This window comes from Streptomyces sp. SDr-06, assembly GCF_003324565.1.
GTDB lineage: Bacteria > Actinomycetota > Actinomycetes > Streptomycetales > Streptomycetaceae > Streptomyces.
In genome coordinates, this window is sequence record NZ_QOLA01000006.1 from 1 (window position 1) to 17,695 (window position 17,695).

At 68.7% G+C, this 17,695-nt stretch carries 14 protein-coding genes; 7 read left to right on the forward strand and 7 right to left on the reverse strand.

The genetic code is table 11. From position 1 onward, the window contains the following. Window positions 1-226 precede the first annotated feature (226 nt). Together DT019_RS14930 and DT019_RS14935 are read right to left on the reverse strand one after the other, a co-directional pair. Window positions 227-1,693, reverse strand: a complete 1,467-nt coding sequence (locus tag DT019_RS14930; RefSeq protein WP_223279517.1) for an LCP family protein — start codon at window positions 1,691-1,693, stop codon at window positions 227-229. Window positions 1,694-1,781: 88 nt separating this feature from the next. Beyond that, window positions 1,782-2,153 carry a DUF6542 domain-containing protein gene (locus DT019_RS14935; protein ID WP_114037285.1) on the reverse strand — a complete coding sequence of 124 codons (372 nt, stop codon included), beginning with the start codon at window positions 2,151-2,153 and terminating at the stop codon, window positions 1,782-1,784. Window positions 2,154-2,874: 721 nt separating this feature from the next. On the opposite strand from DT019_RS14935, the gene DT019_RS14940 reads away from it, so the two are divergent. Beyond that, entirely contained in the window at window positions 2,875-3,288 is a 414-nt protein-coding gene (locus DT019_RS14940) for a sec-independent translocase (protein ID WP_114037286.1), read from the forward strand. 199 nt (window positions 3,289-3,487) lie between these two features. Here the strand turns inward: DT019_RS14940 and DT019_RS14945 are convergent, their stop codons facing one another. Continuing rightward, window positions 3,488-4,891, reverse strand: coding sequence for a serine/threonine-protein kinase (locus tag DT019_RS14945; protein WP_189389553.1), 1,404 nt, complete (start codon window positions 4,889-4,891; stop codon window positions 3,488-3,490). Window positions 4,892-5,437: 546 nt separating this feature from the next. Continuing rightward, the gene (locus tag DT019_RS14950) at window positions 5,438-5,893 is read right to left on the reverse strand and encodes a VOC family protein (RefSeq protein WP_114037288.1); all 456 of its coding nucleotides are present in this window, start codon (window positions 5,891-5,893) and stop codon (window positions 5,438-5,440) included. A 416-nt stretch (window positions 5,894-6,309) separates the two neighbouring features. On the opposite strand from DT019_RS14950, the gene DT019_RS14955 reads away from it, so the two are divergent. Continuing rightward, entirely contained in the window at window positions 6,310-6,738 is a 429-nt protein-coding gene (locus tag DT019_RS14955; protein ID WP_189389564.1) for a MarR family winged helix-turn-helix transcriptional regulator, read from the forward strand. A 12-nt stretch (window positions 6,739-6,750) separates the two neighbouring features. Then, complete coding sequence (locus tag DT019_RS14960; protein ID WP_223279519.1) at window positions 6,751-7,767, forward strand: NADP-dependent oxidoreductase; 1,017 nt, start codon at window positions 6,751-6,753, stop codon at window positions 7,765-7,767. Between the two features lie 954 nt (window positions 7,768-8,721). On the opposite strand, the gene DT019_RS14970 is transcribed toward DT019_RS14960, so the two are convergent. After that, window positions 8,722-9,207: an ATP-binding protein gene (locus DT019_RS14970; protein WP_223279521.1), complete on the reverse strand. Its 486-nt coding sequence runs from the start codon at window positions 9,205-9,207 to the stop codon at window positions 8,722-8,724. A gap of 148 nt (window positions 9,208-9,355) precedes the next feature. Here DT019_RS14970 and DT019_RS14975 point away from each other — a divergent pair, with 148 nt between their 5' ends. Then, window positions 9,356-9,724, forward strand: a complete 369-nt coding sequence (locus tag DT019_RS14975; RefSeq protein WP_114037291.1) for an STAS domain-containing protein — start codon at window positions 9,356-9,358, stop codon at window positions 9,722-9,724. Window positions 9,725-10,063: 339 nt separating this feature from the next. Here the strand turns inward: DT019_RS14975 and DT019_RS14980 are convergent, their stop codons facing one another. Together DT019_RS14980 and DT019_RS14985 are read right to left on the reverse strand one after the other, a co-directional pair. After that, on the reverse strand, window positions 10,064-10,330 hold the full coding sequence (locus tag DT019_RS14980; protein ID WP_147267312.1) for a hypothetical protein: 267 nt from the start codon (window positions 10,328-10,330) through the stop codon (window positions 10,064-10,066). A gap of 209 nt (window positions 10,331-10,539) precedes the next feature. Continuing rightward, complete coding sequence (locus DT019_RS14985; RefSeq protein ID WP_114037293.1) at window positions 10,540-10,878, reverse strand: MerR family transcriptional regulator; 339 nt, start codon at window positions 10,876-10,878, stop codon at window positions 10,540-10,542. A gap of 1,120 nt (window positions 10,879-11,998) precedes the next feature. On the opposite strand from DT019_RS14985, the gene DT019_RS14990 reads away from it, so the two are divergent. From DT019_RS14990 to fabF, 3 genes are read left to right on the forward strand one after another with little or no spacing between them, the layout of a single operon-like run. Beyond that, window positions 11,999-14,731: an aldehyde dehydrogenase family protein gene (locus DT019_RS14990; RefSeq protein WP_223279523.1), complete on the forward strand. Its 2,733-nt coding sequence runs from the start codon at window positions 11,999-12,001 to the stop codon at window positions 14,729-14,731. Then, window positions 14,728-16,428, forward strand: a complete 1,701-nt coding sequence (locus DT019_RS14995) for a thiamine pyrophosphate-binding protein (RefSeq protein ID WP_223279524.1) — start codon at window positions 14,728-14,730, stop codon at window positions 16,426-16,428. Before DT019_RS14990 ends, DT019_RS14995 begins: the two co-directional genes overlap by 4 nt. After that, entirely contained in the window at window positions 16,425-17,690 is a 1,266-nt protein-coding gene (fabF, locus tag DT019_RS15000) for a beta-ketoacyl-ACP synthase II (protein ID WP_114037295.1), read from the forward strand. Before DT019_RS14995 ends, fabF begins: the two co-directional genes overlap by 4 nt. Window positions 17,691-17,695: the final 5 nt, after the last annotated feature.

The following is a 17,695-nucleotide window of genomic DNA, read 5'->3' on the forward strand; positions in this document are numbered from 1 at the left end:
AACCGCCCATGCACTGCGCCCAGTTCCCCGGCCCACAACGTGACATCACTAAGGTCGTCCCCACCCATAACCACACCAACGACCGACCTGCCCATCCGTCACAGAAAAGACCGTTGCAGTACTAGGGTGAAGCGGACGTACAGGACATGAACAGGAGCCCGCCGTGGACGGCGGGCCCTGAACCAGCGGACGACTCCGCTCCCCCTGTCGTGCACTCCGCGTCGACTCAGTTGACGCAGGGCACTCCGCCGGCTTTGACGGCCGGCCCGCTGTCCTCGCTGTCCGCAGGGGAAGCGGAGGCGGAGTTACTGGGAGCGGGCGAGGGAGCCTTGTTGTCCGGCGGCGTGTAATCGCGTCCCAGGGTGACGCGGACGTGTCCGGCCGGCACGGCGGAACTGGCGGTGGCGGAACCCGACTTGAGGCGGGACGCGATCTGCTGGGCGGCCTGTTGGGCACCTGCGCCGTAGGCCACGGTCGTGTGTGCCTGGGCGGGTGCGTTCCCCGTCTGGCCGGCGGTGTAGCCGAGCGCGGCCAGGGCTTTGAGCTCGGTGTCGGCAAGACCGCCGGTGCCATTGCCGTTACGGACGTCCACAGTGGCGGGGGCCGCCTTGGCACCGGATTTGGCATCGCCGTCGTCGGGGGACGCAGAAGGACTGGCGCCGAACGTCTGCTGAACGATTGCCTTGATCTTCTCAGGGTCGACAAGGTTCACGGATTCGCCCTTGCGGGTGGCGAACCCCGTGATGGGCAGAGTGTGGAACTCGACGTTGCCACCGGTGAGGTTGGGCGCTTGCTGGGCGAAGTCCAGCACCTGCCAGGAGCTGTCGATGACCAGGTCCTTCTTGATGACGTCGAACAGCCCCTGCAGCTTTCCGAGGTCGCCGAAGAGGCCCTCGTTCTTGAGCTGATGGGTGACGCTCGAGATGAACGCCTGCTGGCGACGGGTGCGGTCGAGGTCTCCCCCGTCCAGGCCATGGCGCTGGCGGACGAAGGCGAGCGCCTGCTTTGCGTTCACCTTCTGCACCCCGGCTGGGAAGTCCGCGCCGGAATAGCGGTCCTTGACCGGGTGCTTGAGGCAGACGGTGATGGGCTCAAGGACTTTGGCGATGTCGTAGAAGCCGAGCAGGTTGACCTCGGCGAAGTGGTCGATCGGTACGCCGGTGAACTGCTGCACGGTGGCCAGTGTCGCCTCGCGTCCGGCTTCGCGGCTCTTGCCTTCGAGGTCCGGACCTTTGATGCCCTGCTTGGACAGGCGTTCGCTGGCTCCCGTGTAGGCGTTGGCGTACGCCTCCTTTATCTTGTGCTCGCCCTGGGAGGAGCCGTCGCCGTTGAGCGTCTCCACGTAATCGTCGCGAGGAATGGAGAAGGCGCTGACTTTGCCTCCGTCCGCGGGGATGTGCATCAGGATCAGCGTGTTGGTGTTGTAGTAGCCGATCTCGCTCGACCCGGCGTGCAACTGGTCCTGGACGAACTCCTTGGGCAGGTCCTTGCCGTTCATGTCCTTGCGCGAGTCGAGGCCGATCAGCAGCAGGTTCACCGAACTGTCCAGATGCTTGGGCGCGTTCTTCTTCACGGCATCCAGCGCGTCCGAGGTCGTGAGTCCGTTGGTCAGCGACCGGTAGGCGAACCACGTCACGCCACAGGCGACGAGCACGACTGCTGAGGTCACCCACACCAGGGTGCGCAGCGCCACGATCCACCCCGACCGGCGCGTACGGCCGGCGGCCGGCGAGCCGGACGACGCTGAGCGGCGACGCTTCTGCTGGCGGGAGGAGGGGGTGTCAGGCATGGTTGCGGCTCCTGTCGAACAGGGACTTCAGGCCGCGTGCTGCCAGCACGGCAAGTACCGCGCACTGGGCGGTGGCCATGGCGGGGAAGGCGGCTACCGCCCACCGGATCAGATCCGTGGACGCCGCCTTGCCGCCGCCGGAACTGGAAGGCCTGGTCAGTAGATAGACAGCCGCGGCCAGCGCGGCAACGATCAGGGCAGGCAGCGGCGCCACCCACCACAGGACCTTGCGCCTGGCTCCCAGCACGATGGATGCGACCGCGCCGACCACCCCGCCTACGAGCAACCCCCACCCGGGGCCGGAGCCCAACGCGATATCGCAGCATGAGCCCACCAGCGGCGGGGCCACCAGGGCCAGCCCCACGACGGAACCCGCGGACCTGCCTGCCGGTCGGCGCCCGTGTCCCGCCGACGCTCCCATCGTCCGGGAGGCCTCCGTTGCCTGATCAGTTCTCGCCGGCCGGGCACTCGGGGGATCCCACCGGGGTGGATTGCCGCCCGGCGGGGCGGCCGAATGTTCCTGCTGCATGCGCTCCTCGTCATCCATGCGTCCGAGAGGCTCCCCTCCCACGAATCCGGTGCGGCCCGTGGCGCACCATTAATTGCCTACTCGCGCAAGTATGCAACCTTCCGGGCCGTGACAAGGGTCACCCGATAGGGATGCCTCGCCGACTGCGGACCGATCGGCCGCACAGGTCACCTGCCCCAGGCCGACCACTCGGCCCGCGAGCGGAGGCGAGAGGCCGATGCGCCTATCGGTCAGCCGCCCGCACTTCCCCTGCGGTTGCACGACCACGGGCACTCGCCCGACGGGGTGGGAGGCAACAGAGATCCGGCACGCGCGAAAAGCTCGCAGGCACGGCCGATACCGGCCTTCGACTCAACGAACGCCGCGCTGAACTCTGCGGTCATGCCAGCACCCTCCGGGTCCCTCCGGGCCGAACAGGCAGCCGTTGCCTGCCTGTGACCCAGATGACGAATCGCGGGATGCAATGGTTCCACAGTTGCGCAAGCTTTAAAGTGTTAGCCGCGTGGACCGTCGCGCTCGCAGCAGGCGAGCGCTGTGCCGATGAAGGAGCGAGCGGATGTTCACCGAACTGAGTCCGATGAAACTGTTCGCCATCATCATCGTCGCGATCTTCGTCTTCGGGCCGGACAAACTGCCCGATTTCATCCGCAACGTAACAGGCGTCGTGCGTAAGGCGAGGGCGTTCGCCGACAGCGCCAAGCAGGACCTGCGTTCCGAACTCGGCCCGGAGTTCCAGGACCTCGAGTTCGAGGACCTCCATCCGAAGACCTTGGTACGCAAACACCTGCTCGACGGCGACGGTCTCGCCGGAGTGGCGGAGATCCGCAATGCGCTTGACCCTCGCCCGGAGCTGGAAGCAGTCGCGGACGCCGTGCGCGACGCGTCCGACAGCCGCACGCCTGCCGCTGCGAGCGAAAGCGCACAAGCGAGCCAGTCCTCGCGGCATGCGTTCGACCCCGATGCGACCTGACCGGCTCCGGGCCGTGGACCCCTGTCCGCCGACGACGTCCACGTCAAGCATCACGTGCAGCAAATCCACGGCCGCTGACCGGGCCCCCTGCGTGTACGAGCCCGAAACCCGGGGGCCGCCCCCGCGCTGTGCACGAGCGTTGATCTTGATGGGGGCGACCTCGCGGGGAAGCCGCCCTGCCACACCGTGGCGGGCGATCTCAGGCGGGGCGGCTACCGGGGACCTTCCACCACAGGAGCCAGGCACCGGTGGCAAGGATCAGGACGTTGAGGATGAGGGGCAACGGCTCGAGGTTGAACCCGATCGTGATGTGTTCCGGTTGCGTTCCGAGCAACTGGGCGGCGAGCTGCTTGGCGACGAAGAGCAAGGCCGTGTCGAGGACGACCACCCCCGCCCAGCAGGCCCCGGGGTGCCAGCCCGGTCGCGGCCAGGCGTGGATGAGGGCGGCCACGAGCGTGAAGGCGATGTCCATGGACAGAAACCCGAACCGCACCGTGTCGGCCAGGTTGTTCCACGGCAGCGCGAGGCCCGTAATCCACAGGAGTGCGAAGCAGCCGACGAACCGCCAGGTTCGCGCCATGGCAGGGCTCGGAAGTGTTCGGGTGCCGGGCCCGTCAGGAGCGGTGCTCTGTGCGTACGGGTCAGCCGGCTGCGGAAAACCGCTGAAAGGTGGACTGCTGGGACGGGCAGGGGCGGTGATCGTGAAGGCGTCGGGCGTGGGAGCGAAGGCCGGCGACGGCGCGGAGTCGACCTGAGTGGGAATCGGCCCGGGAACGGCCTCTCCTGCCCGTTCCACCTGCTCCAGCGCGGCCTGCGCTTGCGCGGCCGTGGCACGTTGCGCCGGATCCTTCGTCAGCAGGGCCGTAAGAACCGGCCCCAGGCCCCCTGCGCGCAGGGCAGGGCGCGGGTCCTCGGTGACCACGGCGAGTACCAGCGCGGTGAAGGTCTCGGCATTGAAGGGGGGTTGACCCTCGACGGCGCTGTAGAGCGTGGCCCCCAAGGCCCACAGGTCGGTGGCGGCTGAGGGAGTCTTGCCCGCCAACTGCTCGGGCGCCATGTAGGCAGGTGTGCCGATGATCGTGCCGGTGTGGGTGAGCGCCATGGTCGAGTCCGCCATGTGCGCGATGCCGAAATCGGTAATGATGACCCGGTCGTCCATCAGCAGGACGTTGTCCGGTTTGAGGTCGCGATGGACGATGCCGGAGGCGTGGGCGCGGTTCAGCGCCTGCAGCATCTTCACGCCGATCTCGGCGACCTTGCGGACCGGCAGTCCCCCGCTCTGCGCGATCGACGCAGCCAGGGAGATGCCCGTCACGTGTTCCATGACGATCACAGGCGCGCCCCGGTGTTCGACCACGTCATGCACCGTGATGATCCCCGGATGATTGAGCCGCGCCGCGGCACGCGCCTCCCGTGTCACACGCTGGAGCAGGACCTCTCGCTGCTCGGCGGTGATGCCCTGGGGGAACATCACTTCCTTGACGGCGACGTCCCGCCCGAGCCTCTCGTCCCGACCCCGCCAGACGCAGCCCATGCCGCCCTGGCCTATCAGCTCGGTCAGCCGGTACCGGCCATCGATCAATTCCCCGTTCACTTCTGTCACACCGAACACCCTAGTGCTGCCCGATAGTTGCAGGGCAGGGGTCACTGACGACGGGTGCCGATAGATCAAAGCATCAGGCCGGGGAGCGACTGCGTCAGGGCTGGGGCTGGGCACACGTCTTGGCTGAACTTCCAGGCTGGTTCCATGAACGCGGAAGAGCTGCAGGTCACTTGGCCGCTGGACGGGTTCAGCAGGCAGGACGAGTCTCTGCGCGCGGCAGTACCTACAAGAGGGCGCGCGGACAGGCGGATGGTGGCAACCAGCCGCAATACGGGCACAGGTCCTGGCGATCATGGAGTTGCGACGCTCTGCGATCGCCTGCCGACGATGCCGGGGACGGAGTCCGCGGGCGCGGCCCGCGGCTTGTGCCAGGCGGCCCTCCGTGAACACGCCACCCGGCACGACCGGACCCGGTGGACGGCCAGGTCCCGGTGGAGGACGTCCACGGACACGTCCCGGCCGTGTCGGCGGGCCTGGCGCAGGCGGGTGCGAATGGGGCGGCTGTTGACCGAGTGGCTGCGATCACCCCCATTCGCGCAAGGGCCCTCAGACGACGTCGAACTCGTTGCCCTCGGGATCCTGCAGGGCCGCGGCATAGAGCCCCATGTCCGGCTCGTCCTTGATTTTCAGCACGGTGGCACCAGCCTCGACCAGCCGTTCCACCACGGCCCTGACCCTCCGCGCCCGGACATTCGTCGGCACGTCACGCCCACCGCCGACCTTGAGGTCGAAGTGCCACCGGTTCTTCGCGGTCTTCGGCTCCGGAACCTGCTGGAACCACACGCGCGGTCCACGTCCCGCGGGATCAACGATCGACTCCGCGACGTCGCCCGCCCCGGCCGGCAACTCCTCCTCGGGCACCCCCAGCGCTTCCCAGTAGGCGCGCCACGTGGCATACCCGTCCGGTGCGGGCTCAGGCACATAGCCCAGTGCCTCGGCCCAGAAGGCCACCATCCTCTGCGGATCGGAACAGTCGATCGTCAGCTGCACAGTCATCTCCATGCCCCGAGCGTCCCAGACAGGTCTGACAGCCGGGCAACGCGCGCGACAGGGCAGCCGATGCGGGCGGCGGCCTGGTCACCGGTCGCTCGACGCAGTGACGCTGCAGCACCACACAATCCTCCCCGAGCCCCCCATTCCTGGACCGTGCTGCTCGGCGATCGGTTCAAGCCAGGGGGAAACGCACTACCGGTAGCGCCGTAACTCGCGTTGCCACTCACACATTCCCCAACCCGCCCCGAGGGCGTGCCTTACGTACCTGTCCCCCGGTCGTTGCGCGCGCAAGTGGGGCTGCGATTCGAGACCTTGAGGCCAGGCGGTCGCGGGCTCGGTGGATGCGGTTTGCCGCGGGCAGGGCGGCGCACATATCGTTGAGTAGTCATCGAATAATCAACGTGATCTCACCGTGTAAGGATCTCATGGACTGGTCGCAGAAGGCGGAAGACCTGGCCCTCGCCCTGGGGCTGACCCGCGCCGCCGCGGGCCTGCGGCGGCGGCTCGATGTACAGGGGCTCTCCTTCCGGGAGTTCGCCGTCCTGCATCACCTCGCACAGGCCCCCGAGCAGCGGCTGCGCCGGCTCGACCTCGTGGAGTTGCTCGGCATCACACCGTCCGGTGTGGCCCGGCTGCTCGCCCCGCTGGAGAAGCAGGGGTACGTCGATCGCTGCCCCGACCCGCGCGACGCCCGACGTGCCCTGGTCACCCTGACCGAGGCGGGGGCCACACAGGCTGAGCAGGCCACGGCCGTCGCAACCGACAAGGCCTACGCGCTCTTCGACCGAGCGCTCGGCCCCGCGGACCGCAAGGCCTTCGCCACCCTGCTCCGCCGACTCACGGAAGTGCTCTGACCCATGCCTCGCATGAACCGTCAGTGGATACTGGCCCGCCGCCCCCAAGGCGACCTCAACCCGTCCGGTCCTGACTGCTTCGAGCTCCGCACCACGAAGGCGCCCCAACCAGGGCCAGGCGAGGCCCTCGTCCGCGTCGACTGGCTGAGCATCGACCCCACTCAGCGGGGCTGGCTGAACGACAGCCCCAACTACCGCGCGCCAGTGGGGCTCGGAGAAGTGATGCGGGGAGGCGGCGTCGGCGAGGTGGTCGCCTCGAACGCCCCCGCGCTCCCCGTGGGCACACACGTCTACGGTGAACTTGGCTGGCAGGACTACGCCGTCGGCACATCGCACGGCTTGTACGGCATGCACCCCGTGCCACCCGGCGTCGAACCACGCCGCATGCTCGGCCTGTTCGGCACCACCGGACTGACCGCCTACTTCGGCATGACCGATGTGGGCCGCCCCCGACCCGGCGAGACCGTCGTCGTCTCGGCAGCCGCGGGCGCCACCGGCGCGGTCGCCGCCCAGATCGCGAAGGCACGCCGGGCACGCGTGATCGGCATCGCGGGTGGCGAACGCAAGTGCCGCTGGGCGGTCGAGACCGCCGGCCTGGACGCGTGCATCGATCACACCCGCGACGACGTCCCCGCCGAACTGGGCCGCCTCGCCCCTGAAGGCATCGACGTCTACTTCGACAACGTAGGCGGTGATCTCCTGGAGGCGGTCCTGGACCATTTGGCCCTGCACGCCCGCATCGTGGTCTGCGGCGCCGTCGCCTCCGGCTACCGGGGCGAGGCGCCCGCAACCGGCCCACGCAACTACCTCCAACTGGGCCTGCGCCGCGCCCGGATGGATGGCTTCGTCTTCCTCGACCACGCCGACCGCTTCCCCGAGGCTTTCCGCGCACTCGCCGACTGGTCCGCGAAGGGTGACATCGTCGTGGAAGAGTCCGTGGCAGAAGACCTCACCCAGGCGCCCGCCGCCCTCGCCGGGCTCTTCCGTGGCCATAACCTCGGGAAGCAGCTTGTCCGCGTCCGGGGGTGACGCACCCGCCGACTGCCGCTCCGGTGACCCAGAGGTTCTGGATCCGGCTGAACGGGCTGTCAAAGCCGCAGTGCCGACGTTTCCCAGCGAGTGAGCCCCTTTTTACGCTGCAGAGCTGCACCGCCAGGCGCTCCGCGGTCGGTGGTATCGAAGGGGCCCAGTCCTCGGGGTTCACGCGGCCAGGGGCTGGCGCGTATGGGCGCAGGGCTCGTCGCGGGTGGAGGTGGGGATGCGCATACGGCGCAGGAGATCGCGTGGGGTCCGTGTGCGGGAGGTGTTGGTCCAGGTGATGCCAGGGTGACGGGTGCGCAGGTGTGAGAGTGCCCGGGTGCCCAGGTCGCTGCTGCGGAAGGGCTCATTGATGACGACGTTGGTGATGACCCCTTGGGCGCAATGGGAACACAACCGGTAGTGGACCTGGCCGACGACGTGTCGGATGTGGACGAGGAGCAGACATTCCTCGCCTGGGCCGGACGCCTCTGGGATGTGCGTGGACAGGAAGTCGATGGCCCGGTATGCGAGGATCCTTCGTCGCGTTCGACCCGCCAGCCGACCCGGGCGCGCATGCTTGGCGCTGGCTTGCCCTGCCAGCGGCGTGGTGGAGGTGAAGGGCTGGCCGAACGGAGTACTCGCGGGACGCGCATGTTGTCCGTGCATGAAGCCCGTCTGCCCAGACGATCGGCCCCTACTCCCTCCGAGGGGCCGCCGGTGCCTGTTCTGCCGGAGGCAGGTCGGCGCGAGCGCGGCAGCAGTACCGGCGTGGCGGGGGAAACCGATGACCCCGGGCACAGACGTGGAGGCGGTGTACGAAGCCTGCCAGGACGAGGACATTCCGTTCTGCACCTCGCTGCCCTACCCGACGTAGGGACGCGGACAAGTTCGTCGGCGAGCAGCTGCCCTTTCGGTGGGCCCGGGAGGGGGCCCTAACCGCGGCGTGTTCCGCTGGGAGGCATGTTACGAGGGCGCGTGCCGCAAGGGCCGGGGCACGTCGCCCAGGGCAATGCCGACGGTGATGCGTTTACCGACGGTTTCCTTCCTCGCTTCGAAACTCGAGGCGACCGTCAGGACGATTTCCAGGCCGTGCTGCCCCACCCGGTCGGCGTCCGCGGCGCGGGCGATCGGCAGAACGGGGTCGGAGTCCCACACCGCGATCTCCACTGTCTCGTCCTCGATGTTCAGGTCGAGCAGAACCGGGCCTGGTGCGTATTTCAGCGCGTTGGTGACCAGCTCGCTGACGACCAGACACGCCAAGTCCTGTGCACGCTGCGAGACGACGACGCCGTACTCGTCTCGTGCACGGACGAGGAACTCCGCAGCCAGATGGCGGGCTTGGGCAATGCACGCGCCGTCCCCGTCCAGTGCCGCGCCGACATGAAGCGGCCAGGCGCCCGGCGCTTCCCCACCGTCCTCCACCAGACCTCGCTCCTGCACGCTCGCCATTGCTCCCCCTTCGCAACACCTGGCGCGTACCCGCGCATTCGCAGACCACACCCGCTCCATCGGTGTGATCGCTTGCATACGCGGCGAGTTGGCTCCACCTGGGCAGCGGCGCTGCGGTCCTGGCTCCGGGTGTGCCAGGATCTGCCGTATGGATGAGTCAGGGACGACGGGTATCGAAAGCGCCGGCCGACTGTCGGCCGTGGTCTCGGACACCAATGGCGTCCGAGTGGTGACGCTGACCGGAGAGATCGACCACGACACCGGCGGTGTCCTCGGCGGAGCGCTCGATCCCGCAGGCGCGCCGACCGTGCGCATGGTGGTCGATCTGCGCCAGGTCACCTTCATGGACTCCAGCGGCATCAACATCCTCATCGCCGCGCACAACGCCTTGACCGAAAGGGGCGGCTGGCTGCGCCTGGCATCCCCCTCCGAAATCGTGGCGCGCATCCTCCATATCGTGGGCGTCGACTCCCTCATTGACACCCGCGAAACCCTCGAAGAGGCCCTCCACCCCTGACACGACGCCCGCTCCACAGCCCACGGAAGGGGCCAGGGCGCCTCGCGCCGGTAGTGCCCACGAGCGGCGCCCAGCTCACCCCGGGTGGCGTGACCGAAGGGCTCGCGGCATGGCCACCACAGCGCCCCGGCCGACGCTCGGGGGAAGCGCCAGCCGGGGCCATGAGCGTGCCGCCCGGGGGGAACTGACGACGGCACTGTGCCCATAGTGAGCCCCCTGCCGCTGTGACCACAGCCAGTTGAGCCCAATTACACTCTCACGGGCCTGCGCTCGAGGCCTCGCCGTAGCCGCAGAACACGGCGGCGAAGGCAGTGGCTCCCGGACCGGACCCGTGCCCGTTCAGGCCGCGCCCGGGTTCGCACGCAGCGCCGGATGTGCCCGCCAGTACATGTCCTCGTTGAGCCTGCGACGGAGCAGCAGAAGGGCTTCGATGTCGGCTACCTCGGTCAGTTCGTGAAGAAGGGTGCGGATCGTCTGCTCATCGCCGTTGCGAACGGCCTTGACGATGAGTTCGACCAGCCGGGCCGCGGCTGGGACGGTGACTGCCGGGTGGTGCGGCCCGGGGCTGTCCGACGATGCCGTCGGCATGTGCTGCGTGTCCCTCATGGCCTCCACGCTCCGCGCTGGGGGCAGATCATTGGCCGGGCTTGTCTCCGTAGAGGCTTCGGCGGTGCGTGCTTCAGGCACCGTCGGCCTTGCCCACCCCCCGGCCGACGCGGCCCGCCGTCGCCCGGACGCCTCGGGAGTGGGCGGGGTCCAGGCGATGGTGCGGGCGTGCTCCCCCGGATCGGCGGAGGGAGGTGGCTGTGCGTGCATCAGGCAGGATCGGGCGGACTGCCCGGTTCCACGGCACGGCGGTATTCGGCGTTCATGCGCTGGGCTTCTTGGAGTTGGTCTTCGAGGATGATGATGCGGCACGCGGCGTCGATGGGCGTGCCCTGGTCGACGAGTTCGCGCGCCCGAGCGGCGACCCGCAGTTGGTAGCGGGAGTAGCGGCGGTGACCGCCGGCCGATCGCAGCGGAGTGATCAGGCGGGCGTCTCCGATGGCTCGGAGGAAGCTTTGGGTGGTGCCGAGTATGTCGGCCGCCCGGCCCATGGTGTAGGCGGGATAGTCATCGTCATCGAGACGGTCGTAGGAGTCGTCTGCTGTCATCGCACCTCTCTGTGGAGCACGCTGGAGGGGCCCGGGCGATCGCGCCCGGGCCCCGAAGGAACTGCTACACCATCTGCCGGCCCTGATACTGCGCCGGCCTGCTGTTTCCGCACCACCGTCGGGGGGTGAACGGCGCATGCGGGGATCGCGGTTGCGTGACCGGGGACCACCTCACTATCGATGTCCTGCGGTACCCGGGCTCAGGACTTCCGCCCGGGCGATCCTGATGGCGCCTGGCTCCTCCGTTCTTTCCCTCTGAACTTGCTGCTTTTGCGAACTGCGCTTACTGGTACTGCACTTGCTCAACTGCCCTACTGCTCTCGGCGGCCCCTGATCACTGCGGGCCACCCGGTCCAGTCGCCAGTCCCGTCGCCGTCCTGCGAACTCCATGGCTCCAGAACTCCACCACCGCACCGTTCTGCGTACTGCAACTGCGTACTGCTGCCCGGCAGTTCGTCTCTGCCGGGCTCTTCTCGACCTCGCTACGAGAGAAACCATAGCCACGCTCAGCCCTCAATGTCTACTCTGGTAAACATAGATTTCCCTGAGCGTCACGGGCAGACAATCCCTTCCAGGGCAGAGGGGGTAGGGGGCGAGCCATGGTTCACCCGACCCCTCTGGAGACGGCTCGCCGTGTTGATCCAACGCAGTACACCCTCGATCACGCCTTGAGCAGGGCGCGTCCTGGGCGGAGGACCGCGCACGCGATGAGCAGGACCGCGATCAAGGTCATGGGCGGGGCTCTGACAGAGGAGGCGGGACGCACCATCTCCGCATCCTGGCCGGGACCGGGTCGGGAGGACGGTCCGGCGAGTGGTTCCTGCCACGGCTCTGCGTCAGCACAGCGGACACACCGATGGCTTGACGGAGCGAGAGAACGTGCACGTCCGCACTGCGTGGAGCGCGCGATCCGCACGGGGCCGGGGAAATATCCACATGCGCGCGGACGGCAATCACAGCCTGAATTAATCGACCGGAAATTACCACTCGCAACATTTCCCTTCCGTCACTTCACGCCCAGCAACCCCCTACGCATCACGGAGCCTTGTTGACGCACTCGACACCGGTCTAGGGGCGTGGCATAGTCACGCGATATACATCTTGTCCACCACAGGCAAGCATGGTCGCGGGATTGCGAGTTGACAAACATGCATATCCAAAACGTCGAACATCCCCCGGCGTTAAGGTGCAAGGATTGCTGACTTCCAGGCGCCTGGTCTCACCGGAAGGACACGTCTGGGAGACAGAGGAAATAACGGAGCGCGTCTTCGGAACCGTCGAACTTCTCGCGCGCCGCGGCATCACATCCGGCGCACGAACCATGATGAGCAGAGCTAATTCCCCGGAATGGGTCGTCGATCTGCTCGCGCTCATTCACCTCGACGCTTCGGTGGTCCTGGCCGATCATCGGGCGGCACCGGCACAGCGAGCACGGATGCGCGTCCAGGCGCGCGTGGTGCTCGACATCTGCGACGACGCGGGTGGTACTGCAGCGACGCGGGCTGCCGCGGACCCAGGGACCGTTCTCGATGTTGCGTCCTGGACCCGGCGTCCGGATGCCGTCATCTCGTGGTCGTCGGGTACGACCGGCAGCCCCAAGGGCATTGTCCGATCCGGCCGCTCGATCCTGGACAACCTCGCCCGCAGCGCGGAACGGATGCGATACCGGCCCGACGACGTGTTCCTGCCCGTTCTGCCGTACTCCCACCAGTACGGTCTGTCGCTGGTCCTGTGCTGGTGGCTGGGCGGGGGCACGCTCGTGGTCTACGGGCCGAACACGCGCCTGGACCATGCCCTTGAGGTGGGCGCGGCCCATGGCCTCTCCATCGTGGATGGCGCCCCGTCGACCTATTACAGCCTGCTCAACCTGCTCGACCGTCGCCCCGCGCTCGCGAACTCGCTGGAAGGGGTGCGGGCCTGGTGTGTGGGCGGAGCGCCGCTGGGGCGCAGCCTGGCAGCCCGGTTCCACGCCCGCATGGGCCAACAACTGCTCGACGGGTACGGGGCGACCGAGGTAGGTAACATCGCACTGGCCTCCCCTGCCGATCCGGTCGGCTGCGGCACGCCCCTGCCCGGCGTGACCGTCGAGGTCCACGACGATCACGGCAGGCCGCTCCCCCCGGGCCGGCTCGGCGAACTCGTCGTACGCAGCGACGGCCTGATGACCGGTCACCTGGGTGCGGACGGTGAGATCGTTCCGGTGCCCGGTCCCGTTCACCGCACCGGCGACATCGGCCTGGTCGACGCCGCGGGCCGCGTGTTCCCGGTCGGGCGCAAACACGCCGTGCACCGCGACGGCCACACGCTCTACCCGGACCACCTCGCCGAACGGGCCGAGTCGGCCGGCGCGCGAACGGCGGTCGTCGCCATCCCCGACCAGCGTGCGGGCTGCCGTCTGGTGTACGTGATCGCGGACCCGGACGGACACGAGGCCGCGCACTGGAAGCACCTGCTGCGCCCCGTACTCGCCCGCTATGAGCAGCCCGACCGCATCGTCGTGCTTCCCGCGCTGCCCCTGACGAGCACGGGAAAACCCGACCTCGCCGTTCTGGAGAAGATCGCCATGACCTCGCTGTCCACGCCCCCCACCATGCCCCCGGACCTCACCAAGCCCAGGCCGGCCGTCAGTGCCCCCGACTACCGCACCCACTTCGCGGAGCGCGTGGACGCGCTGCGCACGGTGCGGCGTTACGTGGCCGACCACGAAGACGCGGTGCTGGACATTCTGACCGAGATATCGCCCCACCAGACCGCCAGTGCGGAGATCCACGCATTCCTCGCCACTCTCGACGGAGCCGAGGAGGAGATCCGCCGGATGCGACCCGGCCGCGTTCCTCTGGCCGCGGTCTTCATGCCGTCCAACATCCCGCTCTATTCCTACGCGCTCTACACGCTCGTGGCGTCCCTCTACTGCGATCGCATCGTCTTCCGGCCGTCCTCGGAAATAAAGAGCCAGACGCGGCGCCTGCACGACCTGCTGGCGCCGGTCCACGGCTTGCCCATCGAGATGACCGAGGTCAGTCAGCGTAAGTTCGTGACGGGGCCGGTACGCGGGGCGGACCTCATCGTCTTCACCGGAAATTACTCCAACGCCGAAATCATCCGCGAAGGGCTGGAGGAAGACCAGCTCTTTCTGTTCTTCGGCCGCGGCATCAATCCCTTTGTGATCGCACCTGACGCCGATCTCGCCCGTGCCGTACGAGATGTCACCACCATCCGGCTCTACAACTCGGGCCAAGACTGTTTCGGTCCGGACGTCGTGTACGCACCCCAGGGCCGCACCGACGAGTTCATTGATCTCTTATCGGCAGAACTGGCCTCGCTGCGGTTCGGGCAGAACCGCGATCCCGGCGCCGACTACGGCCCCATCTTCTACGACTCGGCGCTGGTGGACTGCTCGGACTACCTGGTCCGCCACGTGGGGCACATCCGGCACGGCGGGCGCATCGACCTGCCCGCCCGCCGGATCGATCCCACCGTGCTTGCCTGGGACTTCGACGAAAAGATCCCCCTGGACGAGATGTTCGCCCCGGTGTTCAACGTCGTGGCCTATCCCAGTGCGAGGCGGTTGCGCGAGCGGTTGGCCAGCCCCTTCTTCAGCGAACGCGCGCTGGGCGCGATGGTCTACGGCAACGATCCGGAGACGGTGAGCGTCCTGTCCGAGCGGCACCACACCTGTGTCAACCACACCCTGCTCGACGCCGACGACGGCAACCGGCCGTTCGGCGGCTACGGGATGAGGGCGAACTACCTCTCCTACGGCGGCGAACAGCACGCCGAACCCCTGCTGCTGTCGCAGGCCGTGGCAGAGAATCTACCGATGGCCGCCCCCATCACGGTGGATGGGCTGTGACCCGGGTGGGCAAGCGGTACCCCGACGCATGGTCCGCCGTCGTCGATGTGCTGGTGGCCAACGGGGTGGACACGTGTTTCGGACTGCCCGGCGACGACCTGGAGCTGCTCCGCGCTCTCGACGGCGCCGGACTGGACGTCGTACCGTGCCGGGACCAGCGCAATGCGATGTACATGGCGACCGGCTATGCACTGCAGTCGGGCCGGCTTGCCGTCTGCGCCCTGGGCAAGGGGCCCGCCGTCACACACGCGGCCACCGGGCTCCTTGAGGCGCGGGAGTCCGGCGTACCGGTCCTGGTGCTCGCGGCCGGTGTGGCCGAACGGCGCCGGGGCAGCGGTGGTTTCCAGGAGCTCGACCAGGTCACCGTGGCAGCGCCCCTGGTGAAGTGGGCGCACCGGGTGGGGCACCCGGACCGGGTCGTCCCCGCGACGGTGACCGCGCTGACCCGAGCGGTGGGGCCGCCCTCCGGGCCCGTCTACCTCGAGGTGCCCGATGACGTCCGCACGGCGGAGATCCTCGTCACCGGACCGCAGCCAACCCTGCCCGAACCACTGCTCCTTGAGCCCGCCCCGGTGCCCCCGGGACCCGCGCTGCAGGCGATCCGTGCGAGCCAGCGTCCGGTGGTGCTCGTGGGTGGCGGCATGCGGCACCGCAACGACGACGGAGTGATCGAGCACTTCGCCGAACGCCTCGGCGCGGCACTGTTCACCACCGCGTCCGGCCGCGGTGCCGTCGACGAGCGCCACCGGCTGTTCTGCGGCATAGCCGGCCTCTACGCCACGGCCCCGGCGCGCGAGCTGTGGTCGTCCTGCGACCTGGTGGTGTCGCTGGCCGGGCGGCTGGAGGAGACAGTCACCGAAGGCGGAACCCCGATACCCCCGGTCACGGTGGTGCAGGTCAACGTCGACCCGTGCGGCCTGTCGGCCGAGTTCCCGGGTGCGCGCGTCCTGGGAGATGCCCGGCAGGCCGTGCGCGGCTGGTCGCGGGCACTGGCTGACGGCGCCGAGGCCGAGCACGCCGCCACGACTGAGCTGTGGACGAACGCGATCGCCGTCGCCCGCAACACCATGTCCCTCGACGTGGCGGCGGAATTGACCCGCGCCGCGACGCTCCCGGAGATCCGCATCCCCGAGCTGCTCGCCGCGCTCGACGCCACCGCCGGCACGTCCCACATCCTGGTCCAGGAGAACGGGCTGCAGGACATGTGGTCCTACTGCTTTCCCTTCCACAGCGGCGGCGGCTCCATCGTGCCGTCGGAGCAGACCCCTTTGGGCTTCGGCGCGGCCGCGGCCATCGGGGTCAAACGGGCCGCCCCGGACCATGAGGTCACCGCGTTCATCGGAGATGGAGCCTTCCTCGCGGCCCGCGCGGACATCGCCGCCACCGCCGCGACGCACGGCGGAGTCCTGTACGTGGTGCTGTGCAACGGCGGATACGGCTGGCTGGCCGCCCAAGCCGCCCGCCTCGGACTCGACGCAGACCGCTACCCCTTCACCCGCCCGGGAGCGCCGCCGCCCATGGTGGACGACGGGTCGGACATCCACTACCGCGTGCTGCGCGACAAGCCCGCGCTGACCGACGAGATTCTCGCCGCGCGACGGTTCTGCGCGCAGGGAGGCACAGCCGTGCTGATGGTTCCGGTCGCCCCCGACGACATCCTCCCGCCCCTGCGTGACGCCGAGGTGGTACCCCAATGACGCGCGGCGACGCCCAACGCAACGGGGCTCGGCGCCAAGTGGTGGTCACCGGGTACGGGGCGGTGACGCCGCTGGGCCACAGCGTCGAGGAGACATGGGCGGCGATGCTGGCCGGGCGCAGCGGCGTCGACACCGTGGCCGCCATCGATGTGACCGGTCTCAAGGTCCGGATCGGCGGCCAGGTGCGCGGCTTCACACCCGGCCGCTACATGCCGCCGACGGTCAGCCGTCGCGCCGACCCGTACGCGCAGTACGCCCTGGCCGCTGCGCTGGAGGCCTGCGAGCACGCCGGGCTCGTCATCGACGAGCGCCTGGCACCGCGAGTCGCCGTGATCATCGGCAGTGGGTACGGTCCGGTGGGGTCGATCTACCGCGCCGCGAACACGCTGCGCGACAAAGGGCCACGGGCCATCAGTCCCTTCGCCCAGGTCACCACCGCCATGGACAGCGCGGCCTGTGAGATCAGCATGCGGCTGGGCGCCCAGGGGCCCAGCCGCGCCCAGAGCACGGCGTGCGCCAGTGGCGCGGACGCGGTGGGTGCGGGTATGCGCATGATCTGCCACGGGGAGGCCGACATCGTCCTCGTCGGCGGCGCCGATGCCTGCGTGACCACCATCGACCTCGCGGGCAGCGGCAACGCCCAAGCGCTGTCCCGCCGCAACGAGGACCCCGCCGCTGCGTGCCGTCCGTTCGATGCGCAGCGCGACGGGTTCGTGATGAGCGAGGGCGCCGCCGTGGTGGTGCTGGAGGCCGCGGAAGTGGCCAAGGCGCGAGGGGCAACGGCCTTGGCCGAACTCGCGGGATACGGGGCGAGTTCTGACGCCCATCACTGGACCGCCCCGCACCCGGAGGGACGGGGCGCGTGCCTTGCCGTCGAGAAGGCACTGCGCGACGCGGGGATCACTGGCGCGGACGTGGACTACGTCAACGCGCACGGCACGGGCACCGTGCTGAACGACGCGACCGAGGCGACCGTCCTGCGGGAGGTGCTGGGCGACCGGGTCACCCACATCCCGGTCAGCTCCACCAAGTCGATGACCGGGCACATGATCGGTGCCGCCGGGGCGGTCGAGCTCGTGGCGTCGATCCAGGCCCTGCGCACCGGAGACGTTCCGCCGACCATCAACTGTCACGAGCCGATCGCCCCGGACATCAACTTCGTGCCGCACCAAGCGCAGCACCACGCAAGCATGCGGATCGCGCTGAGCAACTCGTTCGGTTTCGGCGGCCACAATGCCGCTCTCGTGGTCCGAGCGGTCTGAGAGAG